Origin of the sequence: Paenibacillus sp. Marseille-Q4541 (assembly GCF_018310695.1) — a bacterium.
Taxonomy (GTDB): Bacteria; Bacillota; Bacilli; order Paenibacillales; family Paenibacillaceae; genus Paenibacillus.
This window is the reverse complement of sequence record NZ_JAGXCY010000003.1, coordinates 19724-46180: the sequence shown is the minus strand read 5'-3', so window position 1 is coordinate 46180 and position 26457 is coordinate 19724. Positions and strand designations below refer to the sequence as shown.

Sequence of the window (26457 nt, the reverse complement as noted above, 5' to 3'; positions counted from 1 at the left end):
GTATTTAGCTTCGAATAAACAGTCCGCTCTTTGAGACGATTTTAGTAACCTCAGGGTGTTGATAGAATATAGGGAAACTAAGATCATAATTCCCTTGCACTATCACTACCCCATCATCAAAAATGTAATCAACGAAGCATATTTCTAAGGCTGACAGCTTTGCCAAGAGGAGGAGTTCCTCTACGATTTCGACGATCGCACACCCGGGTTTATACTTACGTAGTTTTTTATACGTCTTAAAGTTAACCGAACCTAGCCTTTCTCTTTCTTCCTTGTTCAATTTCTTTATAGGTTCTCTAAAATGGACTGTACATGCATGCTTAGCAAACATGTCTTGGAAAAAAGAGAGAAACTTGTGCTCATGTTTCAAATGATAATCATATATAACGATAATTTCCCTAGCCTCTTCCTCGGAAAGGCAATAAGGATATACATCGAGAATGCCTTGATTCTGATAAAATTGTAAGATGCTATCTTCTTTTACTAATTGTTTTATTTTCTTATAACGTCCGTCGTGGCCGTTTCTATTTATTAAGATCATTCATTCTTTGCCCCTTCTACCCATTCCTTATGAATGACTCAGATCGGATTCTTTAATAGAATATCTCTTATTTCTTTTGTTTCGAATCCGAAATCTCCAAATGACATGACCAATCCGCCTAGCGTAGCATAATAGAATACCTCTTCCGTTTCTATTACTGTACTTATATTCAGAATCATCTCCCTTTCTTCTCCGTTAACATCTTTAAAATCCCCGTTGATGCTTCCCCATATCAAATGATCACCGGACTTCAATGTTTCTTTCTTCAGATACGAATCCGTAATATGGAAAGGGTAATCTTTACTTGAAATGGTCAGAATACCTGTTCCTTCTGCTTTATAAGCGTCTCCATTCGGTATGAATTTTGCTTTAAGCTCAATCGTATCTTTTTCCCTCTCTTCGCCCGTTTCACTCGTGATATTGAACATCTCGGCAGCCATTTCTTTTGTGTATTTTGTCCTGAAATCTTCTGGAACTGCGTCAACGTATGCACTCTTATAATGGACTTCAACTTCCCCATCTGCATTAAACTTTTGATCTGTCACCATTCCTGATTTCAGAATAATTACAGCCGTAATAATCACAGCTATGAGAATAATTCCGCCAATGCTCCAACTGATTTTCTTTTTCTTACTCATGCCGTAACCTCCGTCATTGTCTGAAAAAACACTTTAATAATGGTCTAATACGCAGCAAACTTTTTGGTATTTCTAATATCTTATTTTCGCTATCATACTAACATAGAATATGATGATTACAAATGAAGCAAATTCCATTTCAGTAACATAAAAAACACAATACTGGAATCTCATTACAAATTGTGTACATGAAACTATAAATAAAAAAAGCCGCACATTGTGCGACTCCCTGCTTATATATTCACTTGTTCAAACGAGGTAAGATACCTCACTATTAATGATATTTTTAATCTAACATCCTGAGCATAATTATGAAGTCTGAATGGTACGTTCGACCAAATGCCGAAGATCCTTCATCCGTCTTGGCGTATTCAGTGTGGAATGATTCAGCATGTCACATAGTGCAACGAGATCCTCAAGCTTAGATAAGATTTTCCAATTCTTATCAAGAAGACCTCCTTCCTCTAAATAGGCTCTAATAAAATGCTTCTCAAATAAGGAACCATCTTCTTCATATCTCAGCATATTCCCAATATCTACATACCGATTCCAAGAGAAAGCAAATTCCCAATCAAGAACAGCGGATACAGAACCATCTGCTAAGTCATCCCGAACCAGTATATTTAAACCGTTGAAGTCAGAATGTACAAGAACAGGGGACTCGCTGTTATCTGAAAATAACGGACTATATGTTTGGCAGAAAGACCAGACCGCTTGGGTAAGATCAGCTCCAAGCCATGTACCACAAGGCTGATGAAAGAGACTTTGCCTAATGAATGAGAGAAAATGCTTGCCGTCCATTGTAATAGGTTCTTTAATGTTTAAATCCTCATCGAAAAAACCAGATTCAGAAAAAGTATAGCTATGTATTTGTGCAAGATTTCTACCGACAGAAGTAGCTGCTGAAACAATATCCGCTTGAGTACCTTTTTTAAGCACATCCCCTAGAAGAATTCCTTCCTTCCACTCCATCAGAGCCCAAGGGTGCTGAGCGCGAGTAAAGGTCGTATCCACATAAATAAAGTCCGCAACAGGCACCGTTTGTCTTACAAGCTTCGCAATAGCGAGCTCTTTGTCTGCTACATCCCTACCTCCGCGATATAAACGAAATACATAGGGCACTTCGCTTCCTTCCATTAGAATTTTGTAATTCGAATTGCTCAGTCCGATTCCGATTCGTTCGGCCGAGATAAGTTTTTTATCCGGAAAAGCTTGCTTTATGATGTCCTCGATATCGGTGAGATCAAGTGATATCGTCTCCTCCGTTCGTTCCCAATTGTCCTTCATATCAGATCTCCCTCTCGTTTGTAAAATCTAAATTGAAGTAAGGAATAGCATTAGAAGCAAGTGAAAAAAGGCGTCATAGTTCAATAGAACTCTAACGCCTTTTCGCTTGTTTTTCAATTCAAATATACGATGTCGCTAAAATGCTGTAGTGCGAGCATTTTAATCGGTAACGTTCGCATACTTCTTGTCAGGTAATTGCTCCCCTTGCCATAACAGCTGCATTTCTTCACTCGTTTCGAGTAATTCTTCCAAACTGCCTTCTGCCTCGATTCGCCCATCTTTCATTACAATAATATGATCAGCCTTTGAAAGCGCCGCTCTACGATGGGATACCGCAATGCAGGTTACGTCCTTCTCTTTAAATAACCCTTCCCACACTTGTTGCTCTGTCTCCACATCTAGCGCACTCGATAAGTCATCGAAAATGTACAAATCCGCTCCTGTCATTAACATACGAGCCGTCGCCGCACGCTGAATTTGCCCTCCAGACAGCATAACTCCCCTAGGACCGACGTATGTTTCCAATCCTAGATCGAGATTCTTAATGTCCTTATCCATCACAGCTAGGCGTATGGATCGTTCCAAGCCTTCTTCAACATTCTCCTTTTTACCCTGCACAATATTCTCTCTTAAAGGATCGCTGAACAAGCGAGGAACCTGTGGCGTATATGCAGCCCTAGGTGGCATAAGAAAGGTCGCCGGATCAACCTCTTCCCCATTCCAGCGAATTGTCCCTTCTTGCTTAGGAAGAAGTCCAAGAAGCGTCCGAACCAGCGTTGATTTACCTGCACCGATGCGCCCAGTGATGACAACAAATTTACCTCGCTCAAGACGAAAATCGATACCCGTAATTCCTTTATCTGAATTCGGATAGCGATAGGATAAACCTTCTACCGCTAGTTCCCTTAGTTGATCTTCTGGTTCTCTACGTATAATAGGAATTTCAGGTGGCTCCTCATTCAAATACGTATTCCTTGCTTCAATAATTCGATCCTCTTCTCCTGGACGAAACAAAGTTCGCATTCGGTCAAAAGATATTTTAAGCCGCTTGTGCTGAAATACCATATATCCAAACAATGAAATACTGAATCCGATGTTCGCCAAATACGTTGTAAACAAGGCAAAATCACCCACTGTAAAGCGACCAGCCTGCATCTCAGAAGCACACATGAGTAAGATCAGTCCTGTACAAATGCTAATGACATGTTGATTTAGAGATCGCATCCATTGCTTGAACAGATTATCTTTCAGTGCAGCTTGACGTCGTTCTTCGTTTAATTTCGTAAACCGTGCATGAACTTGATCCTCTGCTTGACCCAGCTTTAAGGCTTGAACTGCTCCGAAAGTTTCCGCGATAAAACTCGTAATACGTCCAGTCGCTTCCCGGTTCTTTTGCCCGTACCTTCGGGCACGATTACCAGACAAATTGTTAAGAAAGGTAACGATGAGCAGCGGTAAAACAGCCACCAGCATAATTTTCCAGTTAATAGTCGCCATAATACTAATGGATACAATGGAAAACACGAGTTTCCCCCAGAAGTCAACCCATGACTCAACGTACTCGACAACTTCATCGACATCATCACGGAAGCGACTCATTGCTTCTCCTGGTGAAGCTGGCAAATTTCGCCCTGGCCAGCGCATAATGCCGGAAAGCATATTCGTTCTCAAAATGGCTTGAATGTGATAGATATAGGTAACCCATTGAAAGAACGCTGCAAAGAAAGTTCCTACCCTCATAAACCTTATCGCAGCAATAAAAATCAAAGGAACAGCTAACCACATATAATCATTTGTTGAATTCGCAGCGGTTGCCCGGTCAAAAAACCACTGCATCCCAATGCCAATTGCCAGCGGTAAAGAGTGAAAGATACACCACAAAAACCCATTAATCAAAAATAAAAAGGGATTATACCGAAAAATCCGCCCTATAAATCCAGCTACTGTCATGCAAGTTCCTCCTCTCTGCCTGTAACCAGCAGCCTGGCATAATGGGAGTTCGGACGCTTCGCAAGTTCTTCCCGCGCTCCAAACTCCAATATTTCACCATCGCCTAGCACCATAATTTTATCTACTTTCTCTAAGGTAGCGAGCCTATGAGCTATAATGATTCCTGTACACTCTTTCATCAATTGATCTACTGCGATTTGCAGCATGCTCTCTGTAGCAGCATCTAGACGGGAAGAAGGCTCATCCAGAATGACTAAACTCGGCTCTGTTAAAAATACACGAGTCAACGCAAATAGCTGCGCTTCCCCTGCAGATAATGAATTACCTCCCGCTGTCAGATGAGTATCTAGACCGCTTGGCTGTGCATCAATCCATCTTCGCAGTCCAAGCTGCTCCGTTGTATTCAGAATCGATTCATCTGTCACTGTCGTATCAAACAAGGTCAGATTGTCACGCAGTGAGCCATCGAACAACTGAACATCTTGTGTGACCATGCCCACTCTCCGATAGAGCGCCGGTAAATTCAATGTTGAAATATCTGTACCCCCAACACGAATGACTCCACTGTCGATGTTGTATAGACGAAGTAAGACACGACTGAGGCTAGATTTACCACTGCCCGTGCGTCCGATGATCCCGAGCCTTTCCCCTGGATGAACTGTAAAGTTAATGTTTCTGAGTACTGGTTTATTTTCGTTATAACTGAAGTTCACATCCCTAAACTCCAGTCCAAGAGCTCCATCAGGCAGCCCATTTTGCTCACCATTCACAATTTCACTGCGCTCGGAGAGCAATTCTCTTGAACGAAGCATACCTGACTTTGCTTTTTGGAACTCCTGAACCTGATCACCCAACATTTCAATGGGGTCATTTAACATTTGGGTATATTGATAAATGAGAAATAAGGTTCCCAGGCTTATTTGACCAATTAAATAGTAATGTACTCCGAGTAATAATACAGCCGTAACCGCGAGGGCAAACAAAATAACTGTCGTATTCCAAGGGATGACTCGAAACATCCACGCTTTTCTTCCTTTCAGGAATACAGCGCGCATCATCCGATAAAATCGGTTCATTACGTAGGGTACGTTACCATTGGCTTGAACATCTTCAATTCCTGCAATCCGTTCTTCAATTAATCCAAATAAGGAAGCACTTGCTTCACGTTCATCCTTGGATGGAGCAACGCCCAAATCACGAATGAAGACCATGAATAAAATAGAAACGAGTGTAAATACGGCCATAACGATTGCGATCGGTAAATTGACTGTAAACATAAAACCTAAAATACCAGCCAGTAATACAAAACTCCCAATGACCTGAACGATAAACATGGAGAAAAAGTTCGAAATACTGGTCACATCACCATCAACACGTTCTATCATTTCGCCTGGTGTTTTCAAATTATGAAACCGCATATCAAGCCGTAAACAATGCTTCAGCAGATCTCCGCGAAGGCGGTTTGTTGCCCGCCAAGAAACATCGTTACCAAGATAGCTCACAGCTACGGTAATCAATTGATTAAAGACAGCTACGATCAGAAATAGACCCGCTAGCTGAATTAGACTTGCCAGTACACCACCACTAGCTGCTGTATCAATAAACCGCTTAATAATTTGAGGGCTCACAAGCTGTAATCCAGTCGAAACGAGCAGCATGATGAGCAATATGGTTAGCCTTCCTTTTACAGGTTTCAAATACCGAAGCAACCACGTCATTGAAATTTTCTTTTCTTTGGGCAAAGTGCCCACCCCCATATGTATGCAAATATGTATACATCCAACTTTTAAAAAACCGTCAGAAGTAAATCTTTACCATTTTACCGTATGTTTTCTGTTTTTCCTAGGTAAAAAATAGTTATAAATACTTTGATAAAACGGACAATAAAAAATAAAAAATCCGCGATTCATCGCGGATTTTTAGATAACTATATTGTAGTACCTAGATAGAACCGTGTATAAAAACTTGATAACGTTTGGCTACCTCATCATTCAATGTTGTTCGATTCCAGCTTCAATCTAAACCTAAACTTCATATCGTCCTCAAACCACATCATAAAATTCGTTCCCCATACGTTATTATGCAGATTGAAATGAAGTCCGCCCGTTAATGGTGCATACGTATTATCGAATTGTAACAAACGAGGTTCTCCCGGGCTTACGAGAGGTGCATCTAACGTTTCGATGCTAACTTTTCCATCCGCACCTTTGTAATATAGCCCTGAATTCACTCCATGCATATTCCGATTACCGTCTTTTACGACAGATAATGGAGAAATTTGTTCCCCGAGCTTGTCCATAAGCCAAATGTTCGGGTTATCCACCAGTGGTACTATAGAAATCCAGCTCGCCTCCGGCAGGCGACAAGCTTGTTTGTCTTTCCATAGCAGGGTAACTTCGATAACTGGTTCCATTTTATGGAATGAATAGATCACTGCCAGTTTCCGAGGTGCACCGTACTGCTCACAGACGGCCGACGGTAACTTCAGCTCTGCCGTAACGACATCGAATTGATCATTTTTCTCTACTCGGAGTGACCTTAAAGTGGCTGCAGTCCGCTGATGTTCTGGTCTTGGTTTAGCATACTCAATCCCTGGTTTCCCAAGATCATTATCCGCCCAGCTATGATGGATATCCAGATTCGTCACATAATCTTTGAAAAACTGATCATAGGATTCTTTACTAAACGTTTCATACTGGAATGTCCCCAGCCTGTGATTGTCGTCTGCCCAATCTTTCCCGGATCGATCCGTCAATCGATGGATAGACCCATCGGCAGCAAAGCTTACCTGAAATAATCCTAATGAATAGCTTTCATTCGCTTCGATAACTTCGCCTTTCTCAGCATGATCCAACATGGCTTCAATATGCTCTGGACTCATTTCTTCTAGCGCCTTACTTGCTTCCGTCTTTAAAACTTCAGGCAGAACGCTAAGTGCCTTGTCTAGATAGTTCCGCTGTTCGTGCCAAGAACTTTCGTAATAGCTGTACGATCTGGTCTCCGCCGCTAATTGACGAAGATAATCAAATTTTTTCAGCTTTGTATCATCGACCGTGTCACGTTTTCTTGCTTCGGCAAAATCGGCTGCTGACCAATTTTGGAAATCAACGAGATATACAGTATTGTTTAATCCCCATGTATGCTCTGGAATGAGCATGAGCCAATTACTAAACTCTGCATACAACTCACTTTGTATATCCATTCTCCCTGATTCAAGCCAATTGTCTCTCAGTCGAAGCAGTTCCCTATAACGCGCGACTTTCCAAGGATCGGAGGCAATACCATGGATCCAACTATCTCCGATTTCCTCGTGAATGACAGGAAGCTGATCCTTGATTTCTATGAGCTTTTCGGCAAATGCATCAAGGGTCGAAGCGATAATTTCCGCCCCCGGGTACTCCTCCTGTAATTGTTCAAACAGAGACCTGATTTCGGCCATGGTAGAAGGTCCATGATTATCAGACGTATGTGCAAAATATAAAGCATCCTCCATTCCTTCCATCCGAAACGGCCTTCCATAACTATCTGCATAATTCACAATGATCTCCGATCCATCCGCTGCACGCCATACAAACACTTTGGGAACTTTCGGGTTTTTGGAAACCATGTTTACGCCCAAGTGTAAATATTGTATGCCTTGTTTTGCCAGCATAGGTACCATCGCAATCGTATGTCCCGGAACGTCCGTCATCTTTGCAGCGATCGTCGTTTTCCCATACTTCTGGTCTAGATTTTGTGATAAGGAAAGTCCATATTCGAACAGCTTGGCATCCATTATTTCCGTATGTGTCGTATAAGGCAATCCGTGCCATACGATTCGTCCTTCCCGGATCGCTTTCTCCATCCGAGCGCACATATCCGGTGTTGCCGTCTGTAAGTACTCATTAATTAACCAAGATCCTGTCGTCCAAATGAATTTTACATTTCCTTCTTCTTCTGCAAGTTGCTCAGAAAGTTCTATTGCTTGCGGAATAAAACCATTCATATAACTGTCAATCACCTTTTCACCCATATCCGTAAATCCAATATCAAGGTGTGTTTTGAATACGACATGAACTCTTTTTACTGGTTTGATCACAATTAACTCCTCCATTACAACATGATGTAGCAACATTGTAACGAAGAGTAGAACTTATTGTCTTTGCATGAAACGGTCCTACTTTTACAAAATACGGACATCGCTTCTCTTTTCTCAAAGGACGATATCGATTACACTATTATATGAAGGAAATGAAAAAGGAGCCGCTAGTATGAGCATAGATACACTATCTTTTGTACAGTCGTTTAAACGGGCCAATTCCGAATTGAACCATACGCTAAACCGAATTGATCACCCCGATCTCGCTATTAAAATCCATTATTGGGGATTTATGCCCCGTCACTTTGACAACTCTGAGCACAAGCATTCCTTTTTTGAAGCTTGTTACGTGTTATCAGGCGAAGGTTTTTACATAGATGGAAGTAATGAATATTCTCTCCACCCCGGCACCCTCTTTCTTTCTAGGCCCGGTATTCAGCATCAGATTAAGAGCACGGAAGGTTTATCTCTATGCTATATTGCTTTTGAAACAGTTGAATCCGCTTGTAGTGAAATTTTTAATACTGCATTCCAGCTGCTTGCTGAGCAAGCTAACCCAGTCGTACGTGAAGAAGGAGCAAAACCCACGGAGCTCTTGTGGCTCTCCCTTGTATCCTTGTTTAGTCCCTCATCCTCTGGCGGATCGGCACCGCCCCTTGCTATTACGCTTAACAGTATGGCCATGTCACTTATTTTGTCTCTGCTCACTGCACACGGACCCGGATTCTATATCGAGCCTCATGAGAAGAAACGAAATGATGAAGGAACATCGATGATTCATCAAGCCGAATTGTTTATTAAAGATAATATAAGCAGGTCTCTTTCACTAGAATTAGTAGCAGGCCACCTGCACATCACGTCTCGTCATTTGACACGGTTGTTCCGTAAATACGGTCATCAATCATTCGTCCATTATGTTCAGGAGCAGCGTGTACAAAGAGCTAAGGATTTACTTTTACATTCGGATCATCAAATAAAAGAAATTGCTACGCTGTGTGGGTTTGAATCTATTCATTATTTCACACGCGTATTCTCCATCAAAATTGGTGTAACCCCCGCTCGATTTCGCCGGACACAATTTACAGAAGGACGATTCGATTCGAATCTATGATGATGTGAACATCATGTCCTAATCGTACAAAAACACTTCCTCTTTTTACAAAGACGTACCCTCCCTATTCCTTCTACAATAAGATCGAAAGCTGACAAAAGGAAGGGAGGATACATCACCCATGGCATCTGCAACAAACTTTCAATTGTATCCCATCAATGATTTGCACCTTAAGAAAAATGAACCCTCGTTCATACAACAGGGCACAGATTCGTTATGTTCCCTCATAATGAATACCTACGAAGCGATAAAACGAGATGAGAACCGGGAGAGGCGCAGTATCTTCATTACCCTAGATGGAACTCACGGGACTAATTTTGATAGATTACTAGAACCCATTCAGCAAATCTGCCAAGAGGCAGGAATTCAATTCTCATCTGATTACACAGCACACTATGTAAAACCTGAGTCACAACTTCGGACAGAGATGGCTGTCTATCTAACGGATAATCGGGCATTTGGCTATAAAGCGACCCATACCAGTCCTCTTCAATATTTCCAGAGCGACGCTAAAGCGACGCTGGAAAAGAAAACGAACGAATGTCTAATAAAAAGTGGTGTTTACGTCCTGTATGGTCCAGGAGCTGCGCTACTTTCCAGCCAACCATCCGATTTGTATTTTTTTGCAGACTACTCTAGGGAAAATCAGCAGCTCCGTCATGCAGAGCATATGGGCAGTTTCGGCTTCGGAAGCTCCACAGATAAAGTAGAGACTTATAAAAACTGCTATTTTCTCGAATGGCCTGTATGGGAGCCCTATCGCCGAGAGTGGGTTTCTCATTATGCAGATCATCCGGAAAAGAAAGCATATTACATAGATATGAATCAACCGGAGACACCTGTCTGGCTACCGGCGGGAGCTTTGACCGAAGTTCTGAAGAAAGTCGCTCAACAACCTTTTCGGGTCAAACCTTTTTTTGCCCCTGGTATATGGGGAGGTCAATATTTAAAGGAACTATGTAACCTGCCGGAAGAGTGGCCAAACTGTGCTTGGAGTTTTGAGCCTATCGCTCCTGAAAATACCCTTCTTCTTCAAGTACAAGATATTCTTCTTGAAGTCCCATTCAGTCTGCTGATGGAAACTGCCCCTAGCAGTATTATGGGAGCACGCAATGTGGAGTTGTTCGGAGACTATTTTCCGATCCGGTTTGATTATTTAGATACCATGCAGGGAGGCGAATTGTCACTTCAGGTGCATCCCGAGCAGGAATATGTAGAGACCCATTTTAACGAACATATGACACAACAAGAGTCTTATTACATTATGCAAAATAAGCCGGGAGCAAAGGTCTTTCTTGGAATGAAAGAAGGGGTAACAGGTGAGCAGCTTCTTGAAGCAGTCGAGCATGCACATCTAAGTGGGTCGCCGCTTGAGATGTCCTCCTATGTGAACGAGTATTCATCACAAAAAGGGGATCTGTATCTTATCCCTCCTGGAACAGTGCACTGCTCCGGCAGAGACAACCTCGTACTGGAGATTTCATCAACCACTTGGTGGTTTACTTTTAAAATCTATGATTACTTGCGGCTCGATCAGGACGGTAAACCTCGTCCCCTCAATCCAGAGCATGCTCGCCATAATATCAATGATGCCATGGATACCAAAGCCGCGGAGAAAGGGCTCATTGCCCGTCCAAAAGTAATAAGCAGCCAAGGAAATAACGTTGAGGAAATACTGGGACAACGAGAAGATCTTTTGTTCCAAGTCAGCAGATTACAACTAAAGGATAGCTGGAAGGCAGATACATGCGGAGAGTTTGTCATGTACAACCTCGTGGAAGGTGAACGTGTTCGTCTTGTACCACTAGCTTCCCCACTTGCTGCGGTAGAGTTTGGATATGCGGAAGCGTACATTGTCCCTGCGAATATAGGAGAATATCGCATAGAGAACTTGTCTGATTCTGATTCCCCTTGCACGCTGATCAGTGCTCGAGTAAATCCAGACTGGAACCTTCCACTTCTTCCGCCATCGAGCACTTCAGTCAAGGAGGTATTACATGGGTTTAAGTGATACCCCGTATCTCTCAGGTAACTCACCTGCGAAAATCACCCTAGCACTGGATGCAGGCGGCACTGTATTGAAAGGAGCAGTTCTTGTAAATGGAGTGATTCTATCTGGCTCCTATAGATCCAGGCCGTCAGAATCAAATGGCCCTGCTGCGGCTACGATTAGCTCTTTCGCTGACCTATGTGTAGAGTTACTTCATTTTTACACTAGCTCAATCAGAGCACTGCATAAAAAGGACCAAATTCAGATCGGATTTGCTTTTCCCGGACCTTTTCAATATGCAGAAGGAATCGCACTTCTTCAAGGTGTTGGAAAATATGAAGCACTATACAATTTGTCGGTCCGAGACTTACTACGAGTAGAATTTATGAAGCTTTATTCAACCACACCTACTGTAATGTCTTCTGCACTCGCGTCAGCAGATATTCGTTTTGGCAATGACGCTTTCCTATTTGGACTCGGGATCAGCCAGCGTTATCCGTCAGAACGGCTTCTGTGCCTTACCCTTGGCACCGGACTAGGCTCTGCTTTTATTGAAAAAAAACAAATCATCAAAGGCATCAAAGGAATTCCATCAGATGGAATGTTATTTAATGAACCTTACCTAGATCATATCGTCGACAGCTATTTTGGAAGAAGAGGAATTCTAAAGATGGCTCGTGAGCAAGGTGTTCTCGCAGAGAATACCGATTCCGATGTAGCCGATTTGGCGAAAGAAGCTACTGGCGGAAACCAAGCTGCTAAACAATTGTTTGAGCAATATGGGCAACGTCTCGGGGAGATGCTTTTACCTTATATGGATACCTTTAGGCCAAACCGTATTCTGCTTGGAGGACAAATTGCTAACAGCTTCCCTTTGTGGGAAGAGAACATTCAGGATGTTCTGAAAGACTATTCCGTCCCTATTCTTCAGTCGCCTGATGGGATGATCGATGTGTTTACAGGCATTGATACGCTTTTCAATGATACTAACAAATACGAAAACACTTTGCTTACAAACTGAGGAGGCTAACTAAAAATGAGTACAGTCACTGCAAGCCAGCACAAACCTACCAAACCTTGGACGATTTATGCAATTCATCATTCGCACACCGACATCGGCTATACGGAGCGACAAGAACGAATTGAACAATACCATGTTGATTTTATACGCCAAGCCTTAAAAATAACGGAAGCTGCACACTGCGGAGAAAATCCCGAGTGGAAAACTTTCCGGTGGACTTGTGAAACATTTTGGGCGGTTGAGAAATTTCTAGAAGAAGCAACTTCTGCAGAAAAAGAAGCTTTTCAAGCGGCTATCCTTCGCGGTGATATTGAGCTGTCTGGAACTTACCTTAACATGACCGAGCTGCCTGATATGGACCTTCTTCTCCGCAATCATGGCAAAGCCCAGAAGTACGCAGCATCATTCGGACACCAGATCGACAGCGCAATGACTGCCGACATCAATGGATACAGTTGGGGTTATGCATCAAGCCTTTTGCAAAATAATATTCAGCATCTCTTCTCCTGTATTCACTCGCATCACGGGATGTATCCGCTTGGCCGTAAGCAGATTCCGTTTTGGTGGGAGACACCGGATGGCAATAAACTGCTTGTATGGAACGGTGAACATTATATGTTCGGCAATGAGCTCGGACTTAGTCCTAATGCGCTCGGAAGATACATGATTAAAGATGAACTTCAGCATCAACACGTAGAGCCGGAAGATCGCCATAATGACATCGCAGCGTTAAGAATTAACCGTTATTTATGGAATCTTGAACAAGAAAAATATCCCTACTCTTTCGTTCCCGTCATGGTGTCCGGGCTTGGAACAGACAATGCTTCTCCAAATTCCGATATCGCAGAATGGGCATCAAAATGGAATGAACAATTTGGCGATCAAGTCACGGTTAAATTAACGACCCTTTCCGAATTTTTTGCAATATTGAAACAGGAAGACTTGTCCTCCCTTCCGGTGCACCGCGGAGACTGGCCGGACTGGTGGACTGACGGGGTTGCCTCTACAGCTATGCATACTCAGATTTATCGTGATGCGCAGCGTACGCTTCGAAAGGTGAAAAGTTTGGATCCTACTCAGCAGACAGCTACGCCATCCGACATTGAAGCTACATCCCAGGCACTGACCATGTATGCGGAACATACGTGGGGATATCATACTTCTGTCTCTGAACCATGGCATCCTCAGGTACAGATGCTTGAAGTACGGAAACAGGCGTATGCAGCCGAAGCTAGCAAGCTAGCTCATCGCGCACTCGATAATGTACTTGTCGCTCGTAAAGGGGCGCTTCTTGCTCCCCATCGACCTTTACGATATGAGGTCATTAATACCGAGCCATCCGAAGCTACTTTACAGATCGTTATACCCCTTGATGGATGGGAAACTAACGTTTTACAGAACAAATTCGAACTGATTGATGAGTCCACAGGGCAACCTTTACCTTATCAGCTGTCCCGTAATCAATCTCTTGTAACGGAACTAACGCTTTTACCTGGGGAATCACGGTTTATTCACATTCATTCGCTGGATACATCGGCACTGTCCTCCGGCTCGGGTAAAATGGTAACCGCACAAAATATCGGATCCATTTCCTGCGAAGGAATTGCCGATATCTGGACAGATCAAATTTCAGAATATCCGATTAAAGTAAACGAAAACTCGATTGAATCGGAGAGCCTGCGCATTGAATGGAAATTAAATGAGGGAATCACCACTTGGATAGACAAACGCCTATCTGTGGATCTACTGGAGAAAAACCGTGAGTATGCTCCATTCACACCAATCTATGAAGTTACCCCTACTCAGGATGAACATAATCCTTCCCAGGTATGTTCTGCAAGGGGTCGAATGGGTCGGAATCGAAAAGGGCCTAACGTGCAGCGGGATATTGGGCGATTAAGCCAAGTGAAAGTGCTAGATAACGGCCCATTATTCGCAATTGTGGAGCTTGTGTTTGAAGTAAAGGGAATGAGCTATTATGCTCTTCATCTGAAAATGTTTGCAAATCAGCCTCGTGTCGAAGTATCTGTCCGCTTACACAAGGAAAGTGTCTGGCTTCCTGAAAATGTGTATGTCTCCCTCCCCTTCGCTTTGGGAGAGGAAACCGAACTTTATGTTGAGAAGGCAGGTAGCATTCTTCGTCCTTGGAAGGATCAAATTCCAGGTTCTTGTCTGGACTATACTAGTGTTCAGGAAGGATTCTTCATTCATTCGAAAGATAATCAAGAAGCACTATCCGTATCGATGACGGACACTCCGCTTCTACAGTTAGGTTCTATTGAACACAAGCCACGCCAGCTTCATATGATGCAGGATGCAGATAGTCTTCCATCTACGAAGGCATGGATTATGACGAATTATTGGGAAACGAACTTTAAAGCGACACTCGGAGGATTTTACGAATTCCGTTATGCAGTAGAGCGTCATTCTCAATTAGAGGCACAGCAGGTCGCGAATGCTCTTCATAGTTCCACCGGACAATTTACAATTCATCGGATTTTATAATTTCATAAAGTTACGATAAAAAACAGAGATCGGAAAGATTCTTACTTAAGCAGCGTTAATGCCCAGGGGAAACCTTGGGCTTTTTTATATTATATTGGAAAATGAGGAGTCAATTTGAATTTAGAGCATGAAAAAAGCACCATCTAAGGGTGCTATAACTTATCTAATACCCAATAACTTTGTAACGTAAAAATACATGTACCCAAATACCAAACTTGTGACGATCATGTAAATTGTTTGATATCTTGAGCTTTTAAAACTATTGATAAAACTCCACATAAATATGACACCTACTAGAAAATAAACTATGTTAAGATCCAATGATGACCCTCCATTTAACAATCTGTGCCTTTTAATGTACTGGCCAATAACTACGAAGTTGTAATATTACTAGTTAATAATATTAATGTCTAGTATAAATATGGAAATATTAATCTGGTATTAATAAAGTTTTAATGTTAATTTAAGGTTTAACATCAGCTCTATTGTATTGAAAAATTGAGTTGTACCAAAGGATAAGGAAACTCAAAGAACACTCGAGTTCTAACTCCGGTGTTCTTTGAGTTCTATACTTTAATTTGGAACGATTTGAGGGTGCTTTTACAATTAGCCGATAAATATTGGTGGAGAACTGATTACTTTAGCAGGCCATACTTCATTTTGATCCTTCCCAGAATTTTAAGCCATATGGCCGAGAAGAAAGTAATAAAAACGACGTTTGACACCGCATGTGCAAGATCAAAATAAAAGCTGGCGGCATAAGCCGAAACGAACAGAGGCCAGCTTAAATCTTCATAAAAACCTAGTAAAAACCACAGATTCATAATCCAGCCAAAGACGAATCCCCATATAAATCCAAACACATTTTTACCCCAAAGACGCTTCATGATGAATGTATTTCTTAACATCCCTGCGGTAAAGCCTATCATTCCCCAACAAAACATTTGCCAAGGAGTCCATGGTCCCTGACCTAAGAATAGGTTGGATACAATAGCTGCAATACTGCCTACCAAGAATCCCACTTCTGGACCAAAGACGAGAGCCGACATCATGATCACAAAAGACGTGGGCTGAACACTGGGTAGAGGTGCAAACGGGATTCTACTAATAGCCGCGATCGCACCCAACATGGCAATTAATAAAATTTCCTCAGCTCTCATCTTCTTACTTTCAAGTCTTACATAGAATGGCAACATAGCAAGACCAATAAACATAAAACTTAAGGGCAAATAATAATCCTCTTTCCATAATACAAGCATAAGCATGAGAATCGCTGCTACAAAACTTCCGATGTAGAGAACCTTCTTCATGTTATACATCTACTTAGTACATCTTGTACCGTAACTGCGGAGTCCATTATATCTCTAGCCGTTCGATGAACGATAGTTGTATAGAAAAAGTTATCCTGCAAAAAAGGGCCTGTATCCTGTACTGCTGTCATCTGTCCATCAAAGAGCAGGCCACAACGTGTCGCATAGCTTGCCGAAAATTCAATATCATGACTGACCATTAAAATGGTAGTTCCTTGATTCTGAAGCTGTTTCAAATAAGCTGCCAGTTCTATTTTAGCAAGGGGATCCATCCCTTTAGTAGGCTCATCAAGTAGCAATAACTTTGGCCCCGTTAGCAGAACCATAGCAAGTACCACTTTTTGCTGCTGCCCTCCGCTAATATCAAAAGGGTGATGATCAAGAATAGATTGCAGTTCAAATCGATCTATCAGATCATCCAATCTTTCTCTGTACGCCTCCTCCCCTAGGTCATGTAATCGAGATTGCAACTGTCCTCTGACTGTATCATGGGTAAAGTACAGAAGAGGGTTCTGAGCAACGTAACCAACATAACGATTCCTCTCACTTGATTGTTTTCGTGAAAATGATTTCCCTTCAAAGAGGATGTCGCCTCTCTGTGGTTTCATGCCACCAGCAATCAATTGAAGCAGCGTTGATTTACCTGATCCATTACTTCCGAACAAAGTGAAAAATTCACCATCGTGAACGCGTAGAGACAACCCTTTTACGACAAGTGGATGATTCTTATCATATGTATAAAAAAGATGTTTACATTCGAGCAGAACCTTTTCCTGTTTTTTGAGCTCCTCATTGCGTTCCTCATTCATCATCAAATGGTTGTCCAGATGGTTGAGAGGTAATGACTTGTATTTGTCATATAACCATTTGCGTCCTTCTTTCACGCTAATGGGAATCCGATCCGAAAGTTCCATTTCCTTACCTAGCAACATATAAAGTTGACTTATAGAAGGTAGATAAGATTGAAAAATTGGGTCTTCTTTTTTTATAATCTCTCGAATTACCTGACGAGATTCCCCATTGTAAATAACCTGTCCATGGTCTAGCATAATCACTTGTGTCGAAATGGCAAAAAGTTCTTCCATTCGATGTTCGCTAATGATGACCGTAATGGATAGTTCTTCGTTAATGCGAGTTAACCATTGAATGAACTCTTTAGCTGCAATGGGGTCCAGTTGTGCCGTTGGTTCATCGAGGAGTAGCACTCGCGGACGCAGAGACATTACGGAAGCCAAACTCACGATCTGTTTTTGTCCTCCTGATAATTCATGTATGTTTAAGTCCAGCCAAGAATCCATTCCAAAAAAGGATACTAATTCCCCTATTCTGCGCTGTATCACGTCAGGCTTATAACCGAGATTCTCCATTCCAAACGTCAACTCTTGCCAGACCGTATTCATCACAATCGCATGATCTGGATCCTGAAAGACCATCCCGATCTCTTCAACGGAGATACGATCTTCCAGATCATGGGTAGGAACATCGCGGTAGAGAATAGACCCTGTTCGTCTTCCCTCTGGACAGATTTCTTTCTTCAGTTGTCGTAATAACGTTGTCTTACCAGAACCTGAAGGACCACATAATAAGACAAATGCTCCTTCTTCAATATTTATAGATACATCATGTAAGGTATGATTTGAACTCTCTGCATAAGCGAAACTTACATTTTGGAGCGAATAAGATACCAATGCAACCACTCCTTTCCATTCATGAACAGTGGAAAAAGTAAATATAGAAGAAAACAGGTGAAATGAAACGAATAGAGAGAGGTCCAAGTCATCTGAGATAGTCTCGGATAAATATCATACCTGTTCACTCCATACCAAGCACCAATTATAAGGTTCGTTCCTGTCAGGATAATAATCCACATGACGATTCGATCACGATTGTCCATTTTATAAATTCGCGCACTGCTGCGCTTCGTAACACCGTATCCTCTTGCTCGCATAGAACTAGCTGTAATCAGAGCCTCTTCAAGTGACCAACTAATCAAAGTATGAAGCGATTCCATCCCATTCTGCATCCGATTTTTTTTGCTTTTTTTCATTTGCTGACTTTGTTCTTTCCCTTGTCCCATAATACGCTTTATCGTCATAATCTCTTTTAGTCGGCTTGTAAGCAGTGGAACAAACCGCAGTGTGACAGTAACAATAAAAGCAGTCCTCGGAGCAAAGGGGGTAATCAGGTACAACATTTTTTCCGGTGTTATTATTAGATTAAAAGCAACGAACGCAAACAATACACTCAGTAGAGAAATTGCAAAAATAGCACCATATACGATCGACTCTAGCGTTACGGGCCGATCTAGCAAGTAAAAAAGAATGGTTGCTCCTCTGCTTGAAAATAACGGATTCGTAATGAAAATGACGAGTGCAATGAGTAAATACCTAACAAGTCCCTTTCGTAAAGATCGTCCTCGATCTATGGAGAAATTGAGTAGAATGGTTACCAGAAACGCGGCTCCGAGATAAACTGGGTGCTTAACAAGCATACAGATTGTGATGAGTCCTGCGAAATAGATAAAGCAAAGGCGGGGATGAAGTGAAGCGAAACCGTAAACCATATCAGCTTTTACCGTCCCATAACCCATCATCTACACCAGCGCCGACATCTTTACCCAGATCTTCTGTGTAGAGCCACCTTATGTCATCTCCCGGTTGTAAAGGCCATACACCTGCGCTTCGATTCGGAAACTTTCCGTTAACACTGTACATCCAGCCGCTGCCCGCTCCATTATCAAATTCATACAAGTTATTGATCCCTTTTACATATGCGGTAGCACCGGTACCACTATACTCCATCTGCATTTTGGAGGAACGTGTTACGTTCTTTAGAGAATCCAGAACTGTCTTCATCTCTCCGATCTCAACCGTGACCGTTTCCATCATTGTACCTTCATTGGGAGATCCAATAATTGTTATCGTGATTACGTTACTCTTCGGAGTTTCTTCTACTGGCTCTTCTTTAGGTTTGTCTTTGGGAGCTTCCGCCGAAGAAGTGGTGCTCGTCCCCGTATTTTTGTTCGGCGTTTTGTTCGTAGAAGTATCACTTTTAACTTCATCCGTTTTTCCAGGCTTAACGGACGCATTATCTTTGCTACTCTCTTTTCCAGAAGCCAATGAAGATGGTTCTTTTCCTGAACTCGAACCCTTTTCCGCTGTTGTTTTTTCAGGATCAGATTCACTTGTCGAGGCGCTATCGCTCTGCTTATCTTTAGAGCTCTCTTGTTCTGTTCTTGTATCTTGTTCTGTATCTTCCTGCGATGAGACGAGTTCGCTTACTTCTGTTTCATCAGGAGCTACCGCGGGTATGTTTGAAGCTCCATCTTCTTGACCGCTAGACGCTGGTAGGGAGGAGTTACTACTCTCTTCCTCACTTATCTCATCTGTATTTTGAACCGTGCTACTGGGCTGTACTTCTTGCGTTATATTATCTGAATTTCTTGCGACTTTTCCTGGCTCCGCTTCTGTACCTTTATACATCCACACACTGCCAAATATAATGATCGCTATCACTAGTAAACCAGCGATTACAGTTCGTTTATTCCACAACCATTTGAAAAAGGAACCCACTATCTTCACCTCTTGTATTCATTCGATTCCTAGAAATAAGCAGGAGAAGGAGACAAGTCTCCTTCTCCTCTCCATTCCATTAACGTGATTTCAGATCGTGCATACGTACCATAATAACGGCTGCCATTTCTCGCGTCACCGCAGATTGTGGTCGGAAATTACCGCCGTCTCCCCTCATAATTCCATTGTCATAAACATACTTCACATAAGGAAGAGCCCATTTTGCGATAAGTTGTTGATCTTTTACAAAATCACTAGATACGGAATCGCCAGTTTCACCAATCATTCGAACGAGGATCGTCGCCATTTCTTGCCTTGTGATCGGCTCATTCGGTGCGAATTTGTCCTTCGTAATCCCTGATATCCATCCTTTTTCCTTCGCAATGGAGACATATCCAGCGTACCAAGATGTAGAAGGAACATCGATGAATCCAGATGTTGATTCTGAGCTTTCGAGTCCAGCATATCGCGCAATAATTGCCGTAAACTCTGCACGGGTAATATTACGTTTCGGTTCGAAACGAGCGCTGTCTGTTCCGCTTCCTTTCATGTAACCGAGCTCTGATGCCCTATTGACACCTTCTATTGCCCAAGAGGCAATGAGGTGCTCATCCGTATAAGATATCGATGGTTTGCCGGTTTCTGTAGATACATCGGTCATGTCATAAAGGCGATTGCTCTTACTAAGCTGACGCTCGTAAGCAGCTAAAGCAAGAAGCCCTTGTTGTGTTGCCATATAATCACTTTTACCGCCAGCACTATGGGCAATGCCACCGTCTTTATTCATATAAGTTAACCATGCGGTCATCAAATTCCCTTTGCTTTTTACAAATCTCTTATCACTGAACTTAATATCAAGGCTCGTAAGTGCAATCATAACCTGCGAAATACTCTCGCTTGATTCTGCTCCAAAAGATTTGAATCCACCATTTTCAAGTTGCTGATTGGATAGCCATTGAAGTGCTTTCTCTACTGCTTGTTTCACTTTTACTTGATCTTGATAATTAGAAAGGGCTTGTAACGCCATTGCCGTCATATCAATATCACTATCACTACCTGAAGATTTACTAATCGGAAAACCACCATCTTGATTTTGCTGATTGAGAAGTTCTGCTACAAGTTTCTCTCGTGTCCACAAAGCATCGACTGGAATCTTCGTTTCTTTTGCATCCAGCGCGATCAGCCCAAAGACAAGACCGTTCGTTCCTTGATTCGTCATTCTGCTGTTGTTATATATTTTTTCCAAGAAATTCGTGCCGCTTAAATTAGATGGGTCTTTCCCAATCGCAATAGCAGCAAGCGTCATTCGCTCATAATCGGTCACCAAACGGAATTCACCATTTTTGCTCTGAATGTAATTCAGCAGCGTAGAAGCGTAAGACACAGGAACCTCTTTACCTGCTCGTGCGAGAGCTAAGACATCCCAATCATTAAAATTGTCTTGAATCATAAAATTGCGATTTTGCAGTATCCAAGATGAAATCTTATCAATATATGTTTTCGTTGTTTCGAGTGATGGCATTTGCTCTGTATTGGAATTGCCTGGATTAGATCCAGGACCAGATGGATCCGGGTTAAATTCAGGTGCTCCTAAATCTTTACCTAAGTTCGTAGTATAGCGCCAGCGGACTACATCACCATCTTTAACCTCAAATATTCCTGCACTGACATTAGGGAATTCACCGTTCACTTCATACATCCATCCACTTTGGGCGCCATGATCGAACTCACCGAGTCCATCAATGGATTTTACATAAATGCTTGCTCCCGATCCTGAATAGTCCATGGAAATATTGTTTTGAGAAATTGCTTTTTGCAGCACAGTGAAAGCAGTATCTCCCTCATTCACCTTCACGGTCGCCTTGCCTACAATATCCCCTTGTCCAATGGTACGCTTCTCTACAGACAGAGTAATGTTCGATTGTGTAGGCGTTGGTGATACCGGAGGTACAGGATCTCCGCCATTGCCACCTGATCCTGATCCATCTCCCTCACCTTCATTACCGCCATTATTACTTGTTACGGAATACGCCAAAAACTCACTGAAATGTTTCGTTTTGATGATTAGATCATTATTATCACGATAAGCATAGGCTTCCAGATCATTGTGTTCTGATGCATTTTCGTATTTTAGTATCGGGTGAAACTCCTGGTTTGCATTCAGCATTCCAGCCTCTTTGTCTCCTTGACCCAATAACTTAATCGTTACAAATTTATCAAACAAGATGTCTTGTTCTCCGCCAACTTTGATACGTGTAACTAGAGCGGATAGAATTTGGTTATTCGTAGATAAAGAATTGTTGATTTTATTGATCAAATCCGGATCGCTTGTATTCAGATCACGAGGTAATTGAATCTGATTGTCAGACCCTCCGGAGATAACACTCGTCTCATTTTCGATGAACATATAAGTACTGTTGCTTACGCTCGTTACTTCCGGCAGAATCTCCTCAGTGAACTGTAATTTGATTACGTCTTTCGCGATTTCAAGTTGATTCACATAAATCGGAGATTGACCTGCGGATACATGAATTATTTCTTCATCCGTGCCAGGAATCGGTTCCTCGCCCAAGTCTTCTCCTAAATTCGTTGTGTATCTCCAGCGTAGGACATCACCGTCTTTGAGCTCGTATACTCCAGCACTCACACTCGGAAATTGTCCGTTCACCTCATACATCCAACCACTTAATGGACCATGATCGAATTCACCTAGTCCATCAATAGCTTGGACATAAGTACTCTCATCTGCACCCGAATACTCTAAAGCAATACTCCGGTCCGTTAGTTCTCTATGTAATAATGTAAATGCCGTATCTCCATCTTCTAGCTCAACCGTTGTTTGTGAGGTAATGTCGCCTTCACCGATCGATCGCTTTTCAACGGAAAACGTGACCTTTTTCAAAGGTGGGTTCGTTTCTCCTCCTGATCCATCCCCTGGTGTGCCTGGCTCTGGATCTGGGTTTGGTTCTGGATTAGGGAGGTCACTATTACCTAACCTATACCAAGTAGACTCGCCATGTAAAATATCGAGCATTCCGATCAGCGCCTGTTCAGTCGCCATCAGATTAGTGCCTTTATCCGTAGGCTTCCAGCGGAAAGATCCATTTTCCAGTTGGAAGTTCTGATATGCATCAACCGGGCTGTTACCTTGCTTCAGCCATTCTGATGATAAAAGGTTCTCCCCCGCAGCAACTAGCCCAGATACAGCAGCAGACAACGTATTAGAGTTGTCTCCAAAACCAAAACTTCCTGTTGAGTTAAACCCTCCATTATCTAACTGACGATCTTTAAGCAGGCTTTTTGCACGTTCAATTGCTGCGTTTCCTGCCTCTTCATTCTGATAATGACCGAGGCCAAGCAAGACCATCCCGGTTATATCTGTATCAGTTGAAGAAAATAGAGAAAAACCACCATCACTGTTTTGCTTGCTTAGTACAAAGGAAAGTGACTTTTGCTTCGCTTCTTCATTCCAAGAACCTGTATCCGCTCCGAGCTTCTGTCCGATGTCAAGCGCCATCATAGCCCAGGCATGTTTGTTAATTCCACCAATTGCTCCAGTGGTAGAATTCTGCTGTGCTGCTAGTTCACTGTATAAATTACGTGTTCCCCAAGCATGCTCCGGGTCCTTACCCAGTGCCAGCATTCCCATAATATATTGAATATGATCGGTTCCTCCTGCATTGGGTTTCAATCCAGGATCTTGTTCTACCCAAGCAGGTAACGTCCAGCTTCCATCATTCAAATCTACACCTGCACCAGATAAAGCAACGATTTCCCACCAGGAACTCAAATTTCTTCTATTATTCTTATAGTAATCAACCGTTTTTGCTATCATTTCGCTGAGGCGTTCTGTTTCCGTAGTCTCGCTTGCTGCTTTAGCCGAACTCGGAGTCCAGCATGTTGCGAGGAGTACCATACATAGCAGGACGATGATACTTCGTTTTACTTGATTCCAGATAAACACTTCGATTTCATCCTCTCAAATGTCCATAATAATTAGTGATTCTATCTCCGCACAACAAAAAAGACACCTCTCCATTAGAAAGATGTCTTGATACGGTCAGAATCGAACAGAGCAATGCTCTATACGCAGCACGAATAAACGAAACATCTCCCTCCCATCCTCGTGAGAATCATAGAGCATCTTATAAGGCAGGTCTCCTGGCTTCGCTTCATAGCTAAATTCTATCTCCTTCCCATCCCATGAGTTAGGACAGTGGATAAGCGGATAGTAGCTCTGCGTTACAGTGGCGGGACCGCGTCGAACTTGCATCGAACTTCCCATTTAAGCTTCAAAATCTATTTATTGAAGCACCATATAAGTATCTGTTATGATATTTTTTGAAACACAAGGGTAATTCTACCAGAAATTATTGCATTGTGTACGAAAATATTTAACAGAATTCAATTGATTCATTTCATTATGCCTTTTGTTGCTTCCATCAAAAGTATATGTTCTTATCAAAAACTTCCACCACGGACGGCATATCTGCCTACGTGATGGAGGTTTTTTCTGATTTCATATGAGTTCACGAAATCACGTAAATGTTATTTCAGTAGCCACAAAGCTGGAACGTTAGACGGTTCCCAGCCAGTAAGTGAAGTATGAGGCTGGCGACATACGTATGTTTTGCCTCCATAAGTGACTTCATCATTCACTTTGTAGCTGACCCCTGGTGCCCAAGCTTGTGCACCGCCCGCAGCATCGGTCGTTATGCTAATACTAGCTCCCGGTGAAACATTACCTGCTGCATCCTTGGCAGTAACGGTAAATTGATAGCTTGTGCTCGCAGTAAGTCCACTAAGCGTAGCTGTTGTCGTTGTTACATTCACTGCGTTTGTTCCGTAAGTAACCGTGTAGCCTGTTACGCCAACATTATCGGTTGATGCGCTCCAACTTAAAGATACACTGGTTGCCGTTTTGGCTGTGACTTGCAAGTTCGTTGGCGCCGTTGGTGCGGTTGGGTCACCACCTGAACCAGTAGGATCTGTTTTTACAGTAAGCGGTGTGCTTGCTGCTGATAGATTTCCCTTTGCATCTTTAGCTTTTACTGTAAAAACGTAAGTCGTATCTGGGGTGAGACCGGTTATTGACGCAGATGTACCTGTTACATTCATAGACTGTGATCCATACGCCACAGTGTAACCCGTCACGCCCACGTTATCTGTTGATGCTGTCCAGCCAAGATTCACCGTAGTCGACGTTTTGGAAGTAGCCACTACATTCGTTGGCACCGTCGGAGCTTGCGTATCAGGTACCGGTGGAGTCAGTCCATCTAGATATACGCGGTGGCTATTGGAAAATTCAAAGTTGTTGAATTTATCCCAGTTTACAGACCATGTCATTACTCCGCGGAAATCAGGATAACCCGTAGCACTGCCACGTGTTTTATAGCTTGGTAACTGGATTCCTTTTATTAAAGCATCAAGTGCCTTTTGTACTTCAGCTACAGTTGTAAATCCACCGCCCGCGTTCACATTTGCCGGCAATCCAAGCAATACTTGATCGGGACGAAGTGCAGGGAAAAAGCTGTTTGGATTTTTGGCTACTGGGAAACCCGTTAGGATCATATCGGCCATGGCAACATGAAAATCGGCATTCCCCATATTATGATATTGATCATCAAGACCCGTAATTGGACCTGAATTATAGTTCTGTACTTGTAACCAGTCTAGGATATCTCGTGTACCGTGAATAACAGGTAAGTATGCACCTGCACGGTTATCACATCCAGCGCAGCTGCCACCGTAGAAAGTGTAACCTAACTGAACAAAGAACGTTTCCGGTGCCATAGTCAGATAGAACTTATCCGTCCCGAAATGGTTATTAATTGTGCGTAAAGCAGAAATCAAGTTTACAATAACCGGTGTCGTAGGATTTTTAAAATCACTGTCTCCCGCATTCAAATACAAGGAGTGCCCTTCGAAGTCAACATCGAGACCGTCGAACCCATACTTTTCAATGATAGCGGTTACAGAAGTAACAAAATTATCGCGGGCTGCTGTACTGCCAAGCTGGACTTGCCCATTTGCACCACCGATGGAGATGATGACTTTCTTTCCTTGGCCTTGTAAATACGCTACGTCAGCTTTAAAATCAGCTTCCGTATAATTATAAGGAGTGAATCCAATCGTTCCATTCGTAACACCCGATGTAGGCTCTGCAAATGATACATTGATGACGTCAAACTTAGGAGAAACATCGCGAAGCTTGATGAAGCCTGAACCATTGTCAAAGTTATGCCAGTAGCCTACCATTGTCTTGCTCGCTACCGCAGCGTTTGCTTTGGGCGCATTCATCACCGCAAACTGAAACAGCGATAGAACCATAACTGCGACGAGCGTGATCATCCATGACTTCCTAAACATAATACGGTTAATAGACATCTACACTTCTCCTCCTTACATAAGATACAAATGATCTTTCTATCTCATTATCAAGAAAAGGAGAATA

The 26457-nt window shown here is 42.5% G+C and carries 16 protein-coding genes and 1 riboswitch; of the genes, 4 read left to right on the top strand and 12 right to left on the bottom strand.

What is annotated here, in order from left to right; all coding sequences use genetic code 11:
- Window positions 1–4: 4 nt before the first annotated feature.
- From KFT32_RS05130 to KFT32_RS05105, 6 genes are all read right to left on the bottom strand, one after another.
- Window positions 5–541 (bottom strand): hypothetical protein, encoded by a 537-nt coding sequence (locus tag KFT32_RS05130; RefSeq protein ID WP_211746065.1) that lies wholly within the window; start codon window positions 539–541, stop codon window positions 5–7.
- Window positions 542–579: 38 nt separating this feature from the next.
- Window positions 580–1179: a hypothetical protein gene (locus KFT32_RS05125; protein ID WP_211746064.1), complete on the bottom strand. Its 600-nt coding sequence runs from the start codon at window positions 1177–1179 to the stop codon at window positions 580–582.
- 309 nt (window positions 1180–1488) lie between these two features.
- Window positions 1489–2466: a phosphotransferase family protein gene (locus KFT32_RS05120; RefSeq protein ID WP_211746063.1), complete on the bottom strand. Its 978-nt coding sequence runs from the start codon at window positions 2464–2466 to the stop codon at window positions 1489–1491.
- Window positions 2467–2625: 159 nt separating this feature from the next.
- On the bottom strand, window positions 2626–4416 hold the full coding sequence (locus KFT32_RS05115; protein ID WP_211746062.1) for an ABC transporter ATP-binding protein: 1791 nt from the start codon (window positions 4414–4416) through the stop codon (window positions 2626–2628).
- Window positions 4413–6167 carry an ABC transporter ATP-binding protein gene (locus tag KFT32_RS05110; protein WP_349304860.1) on the bottom strand — a complete coding sequence of 585 codons (1755 nt, stop codon included), beginning with the start codon at window positions 6165–6167 and terminating at the stop codon, window positions 4413–4415. The genes KFT32_RS05115 and KFT32_RS05110 overlap by 4 nt, the downstream gene beginning before the upstream one ends.
- Window positions 6168–6403: 236 nt before the next feature.
- The gene (locus tag KFT32_RS05105; protein ID WP_211746060.1) at window positions 6404–8494 is read right to left on the bottom strand and encodes a DUF5054 domain-containing protein; all 2091 of its coding nucleotides are present in this window, start codon (window positions 8492–8494) and stop codon (window positions 6404–6406) included.
- 172 nt (window positions 8495–8666) lie between these two features.
- Here KFT32_RS05105 and KFT32_RS05100 point away from each other — a divergent pair, with 172 nt between their 5' ends.
- From KFT32_RS05100 to KFT32_RS05085, 4 genes are all read left to right on the top strand, one after another.
- Window positions 8667–9605, top strand: coding sequence for an AraC family transcriptional regulator (locus KFT32_RS05100; RefSeq protein ID WP_211746059.1), 939 nt, complete (start codon window positions 8667–8669; stop codon window positions 9603–9605).
- Window positions 9606–9726: 121 nt separating this feature from the next.
- Window positions 9727–11616, top strand: a complete 1890-nt coding sequence (locus KFT32_RS05095) for a class I mannose-6-phosphate isomerase (protein ID WP_211746058.1) — start codon at window positions 9727–9729, stop codon at window positions 11614–11616.
- Entirely contained in the window at window positions 11603–12616 is a 1014-nt protein-coding gene (locus tag KFT32_RS05090) for an ROK family protein (protein WP_211746057.1), read from the top strand. Before KFT32_RS05095 ends, KFT32_RS05090 begins: the two co-directional genes overlap by 14 nt.
- 15 nt (window positions 12617–12631) lie before the next feature.
- Complete coding sequence (locus KFT32_RS05085) at window positions 12632–15121, top strand: glycoside hydrolase family 38 N-terminal domain-containing protein (protein ID WP_211746056.1); 2490 nt, start codon at window positions 12632–12634, stop codon at window positions 15119–15121.
- Between the two features lie 635 nt (window positions 15122–15756).
- Here the strand turns inward: KFT32_RS05085 and KFT32_RS05080 are convergent.
- From KFT32_RS05080 to KFT32_RS05055, 6 genes are all read right to left on the bottom strand, one after another.
- Window positions 15757–16431 (bottom strand): ECF transporter S component, encoded by a 675-nt coding sequence (locus KFT32_RS05080; RefSeq protein WP_481856303.1) that lies wholly within the window; start codon window positions 16429–16431, stop codon window positions 15757–15759.
- Window positions 16428–18119 carry an ABC transporter ATP-binding protein gene (locus KFT32_RS05075; RefSeq protein ID WP_211746055.1) on the bottom strand — a complete coding sequence of 564 codons (1692 nt, stop codon included), beginning with the start codon at window positions 18117–18119 and terminating at the stop codon, window positions 16428–16430. Before KFT32_RS05075 ends, KFT32_RS05080 begins: the two co-directional genes overlap by 4 nt.
- Window positions 18092–19024: an energy-coupling factor transporter transmembrane component T gene (locus KFT32_RS05070; RefSeq protein ID WP_211746054.1), complete on the bottom strand. Its 933-nt coding sequence runs from the start codon at window positions 19022–19024 to the stop codon at window positions 18092–18094. The genes KFT32_RS05075 and KFT32_RS05070 overlap by 28 nt, the downstream gene beginning before the upstream one ends.
- Window positions 18996–20003, bottom strand: a complete 1008-nt coding sequence (locus KFT32_RS27140) for a DUF4430 domain-containing protein (RefSeq protein ID WP_349304859.1) — start codon at window positions 20001–20003, stop codon at window positions 18996–18998. The genes KFT32_RS05070 and KFT32_RS27140 overlap by 29 nt, the downstream gene beginning before the upstream one ends.
- Window positions 20004–20082: 79 nt before the next feature.
- Window positions 20083–23967 carry a DUF4430 domain-containing protein gene (locus KFT32_RS05060; RefSeq protein ID WP_211746053.1) on the bottom strand — a complete coding sequence of 1295 codons (3885 nt, stop codon included), beginning with the start codon at window positions 23965–23967 and terminating at the stop codon, window positions 20083–20085.
- 170 nt (window positions 23968–24137) lie between these two features.
- Window positions 24138–24337: riboswitch (cobalamin riboswitch) on the bottom strand.
- Between the two features lie 214 nt (window positions 24338–24551).
- Window positions 24552–26390 (bottom strand): fibronectin type III domain-containing protein, encoded by a 1839-nt coding sequence (locus KFT32_RS05055; protein WP_211746052.1) that lies wholly within the window; start codon window positions 26388–26390, stop codon window positions 24552–24554.
- Between the last annotated feature and the right edge of the window lie 67 nt (window positions 26391–26457).

Coding starts and splice junctions, on each gene's coding strand:
- KFT32_RS05130 (WP_211746065.1), bottom strand. CDS start 541: ATGATCTTAATAAATAGAAACGGCCACGACGGACGTTATAAGAAAATA.
- KFT32_RS05125 (WP_211746064.1), bottom strand. CDS start 1,179: ATGAGTAAGAAAAAGAAAATCAGTTGGAGCATTGGCGGAATTATTCTC.
- KFT32_RS05120 (WP_211746063.1), bottom strand. CDS start 2,466: ATGAAGGACAATTGGGAACGAACGGAGGAGACGATATCACTTGATCTC.
- KFT32_RS05115 (WP_211746062.1), bottom strand. CDS start 4,416: ATGACAGTAGCTGGATTTATAGGGCGGATTTTTCGGTATAATCCCTTT.
- KFT32_RS05100 (WP_211746059.1), top strand. CDS start 8,667: ATGAGCATAGATACACTATCTTTTGTACAGTCGTTTAAACGGGCCAAT.
- KFT32_RS05095 (WP_211746058.1), top strand. CDS start 9,727: ATGGCATCTGCAACAAACTTTCAATTGTATCCCATCAATGATTTGCAC.
- KFT32_RS05090 (WP_211746057.1), top strand. CDS start 11,603: ATGGGTTTAAGTGATACCCCGTATCTCTCAGGTAACTCACCTGCGAAA.
- KFT32_RS05085 (WP_211746056.1), top strand. CDS start 12,632: ATGAGTACAGTCACTGCAAGCCAGCACAAACCTACCAAACCTTGGACG.
- KFT32_RS05080 (WP_481856303.1), bottom strand. CDS start 16,431: ATGAAGAAGGTTCTCTACATCGGAAGTTTTGTAGCAGCGATTCTCATG.
- KFT32_RS05070 (WP_211746054.1), bottom strand. CDS start 19,024: ATGATGGGTTATGGGACGGTAAAAGCTGATATGGTTTACGGTTTCGCT.
- KFT32_RS05055 (WP_211746052.1), bottom strand. CDS start 26,390: ATGTCTATTAACCGTATTATGTTTAGGAAGTCATGGATGATCACGCTC.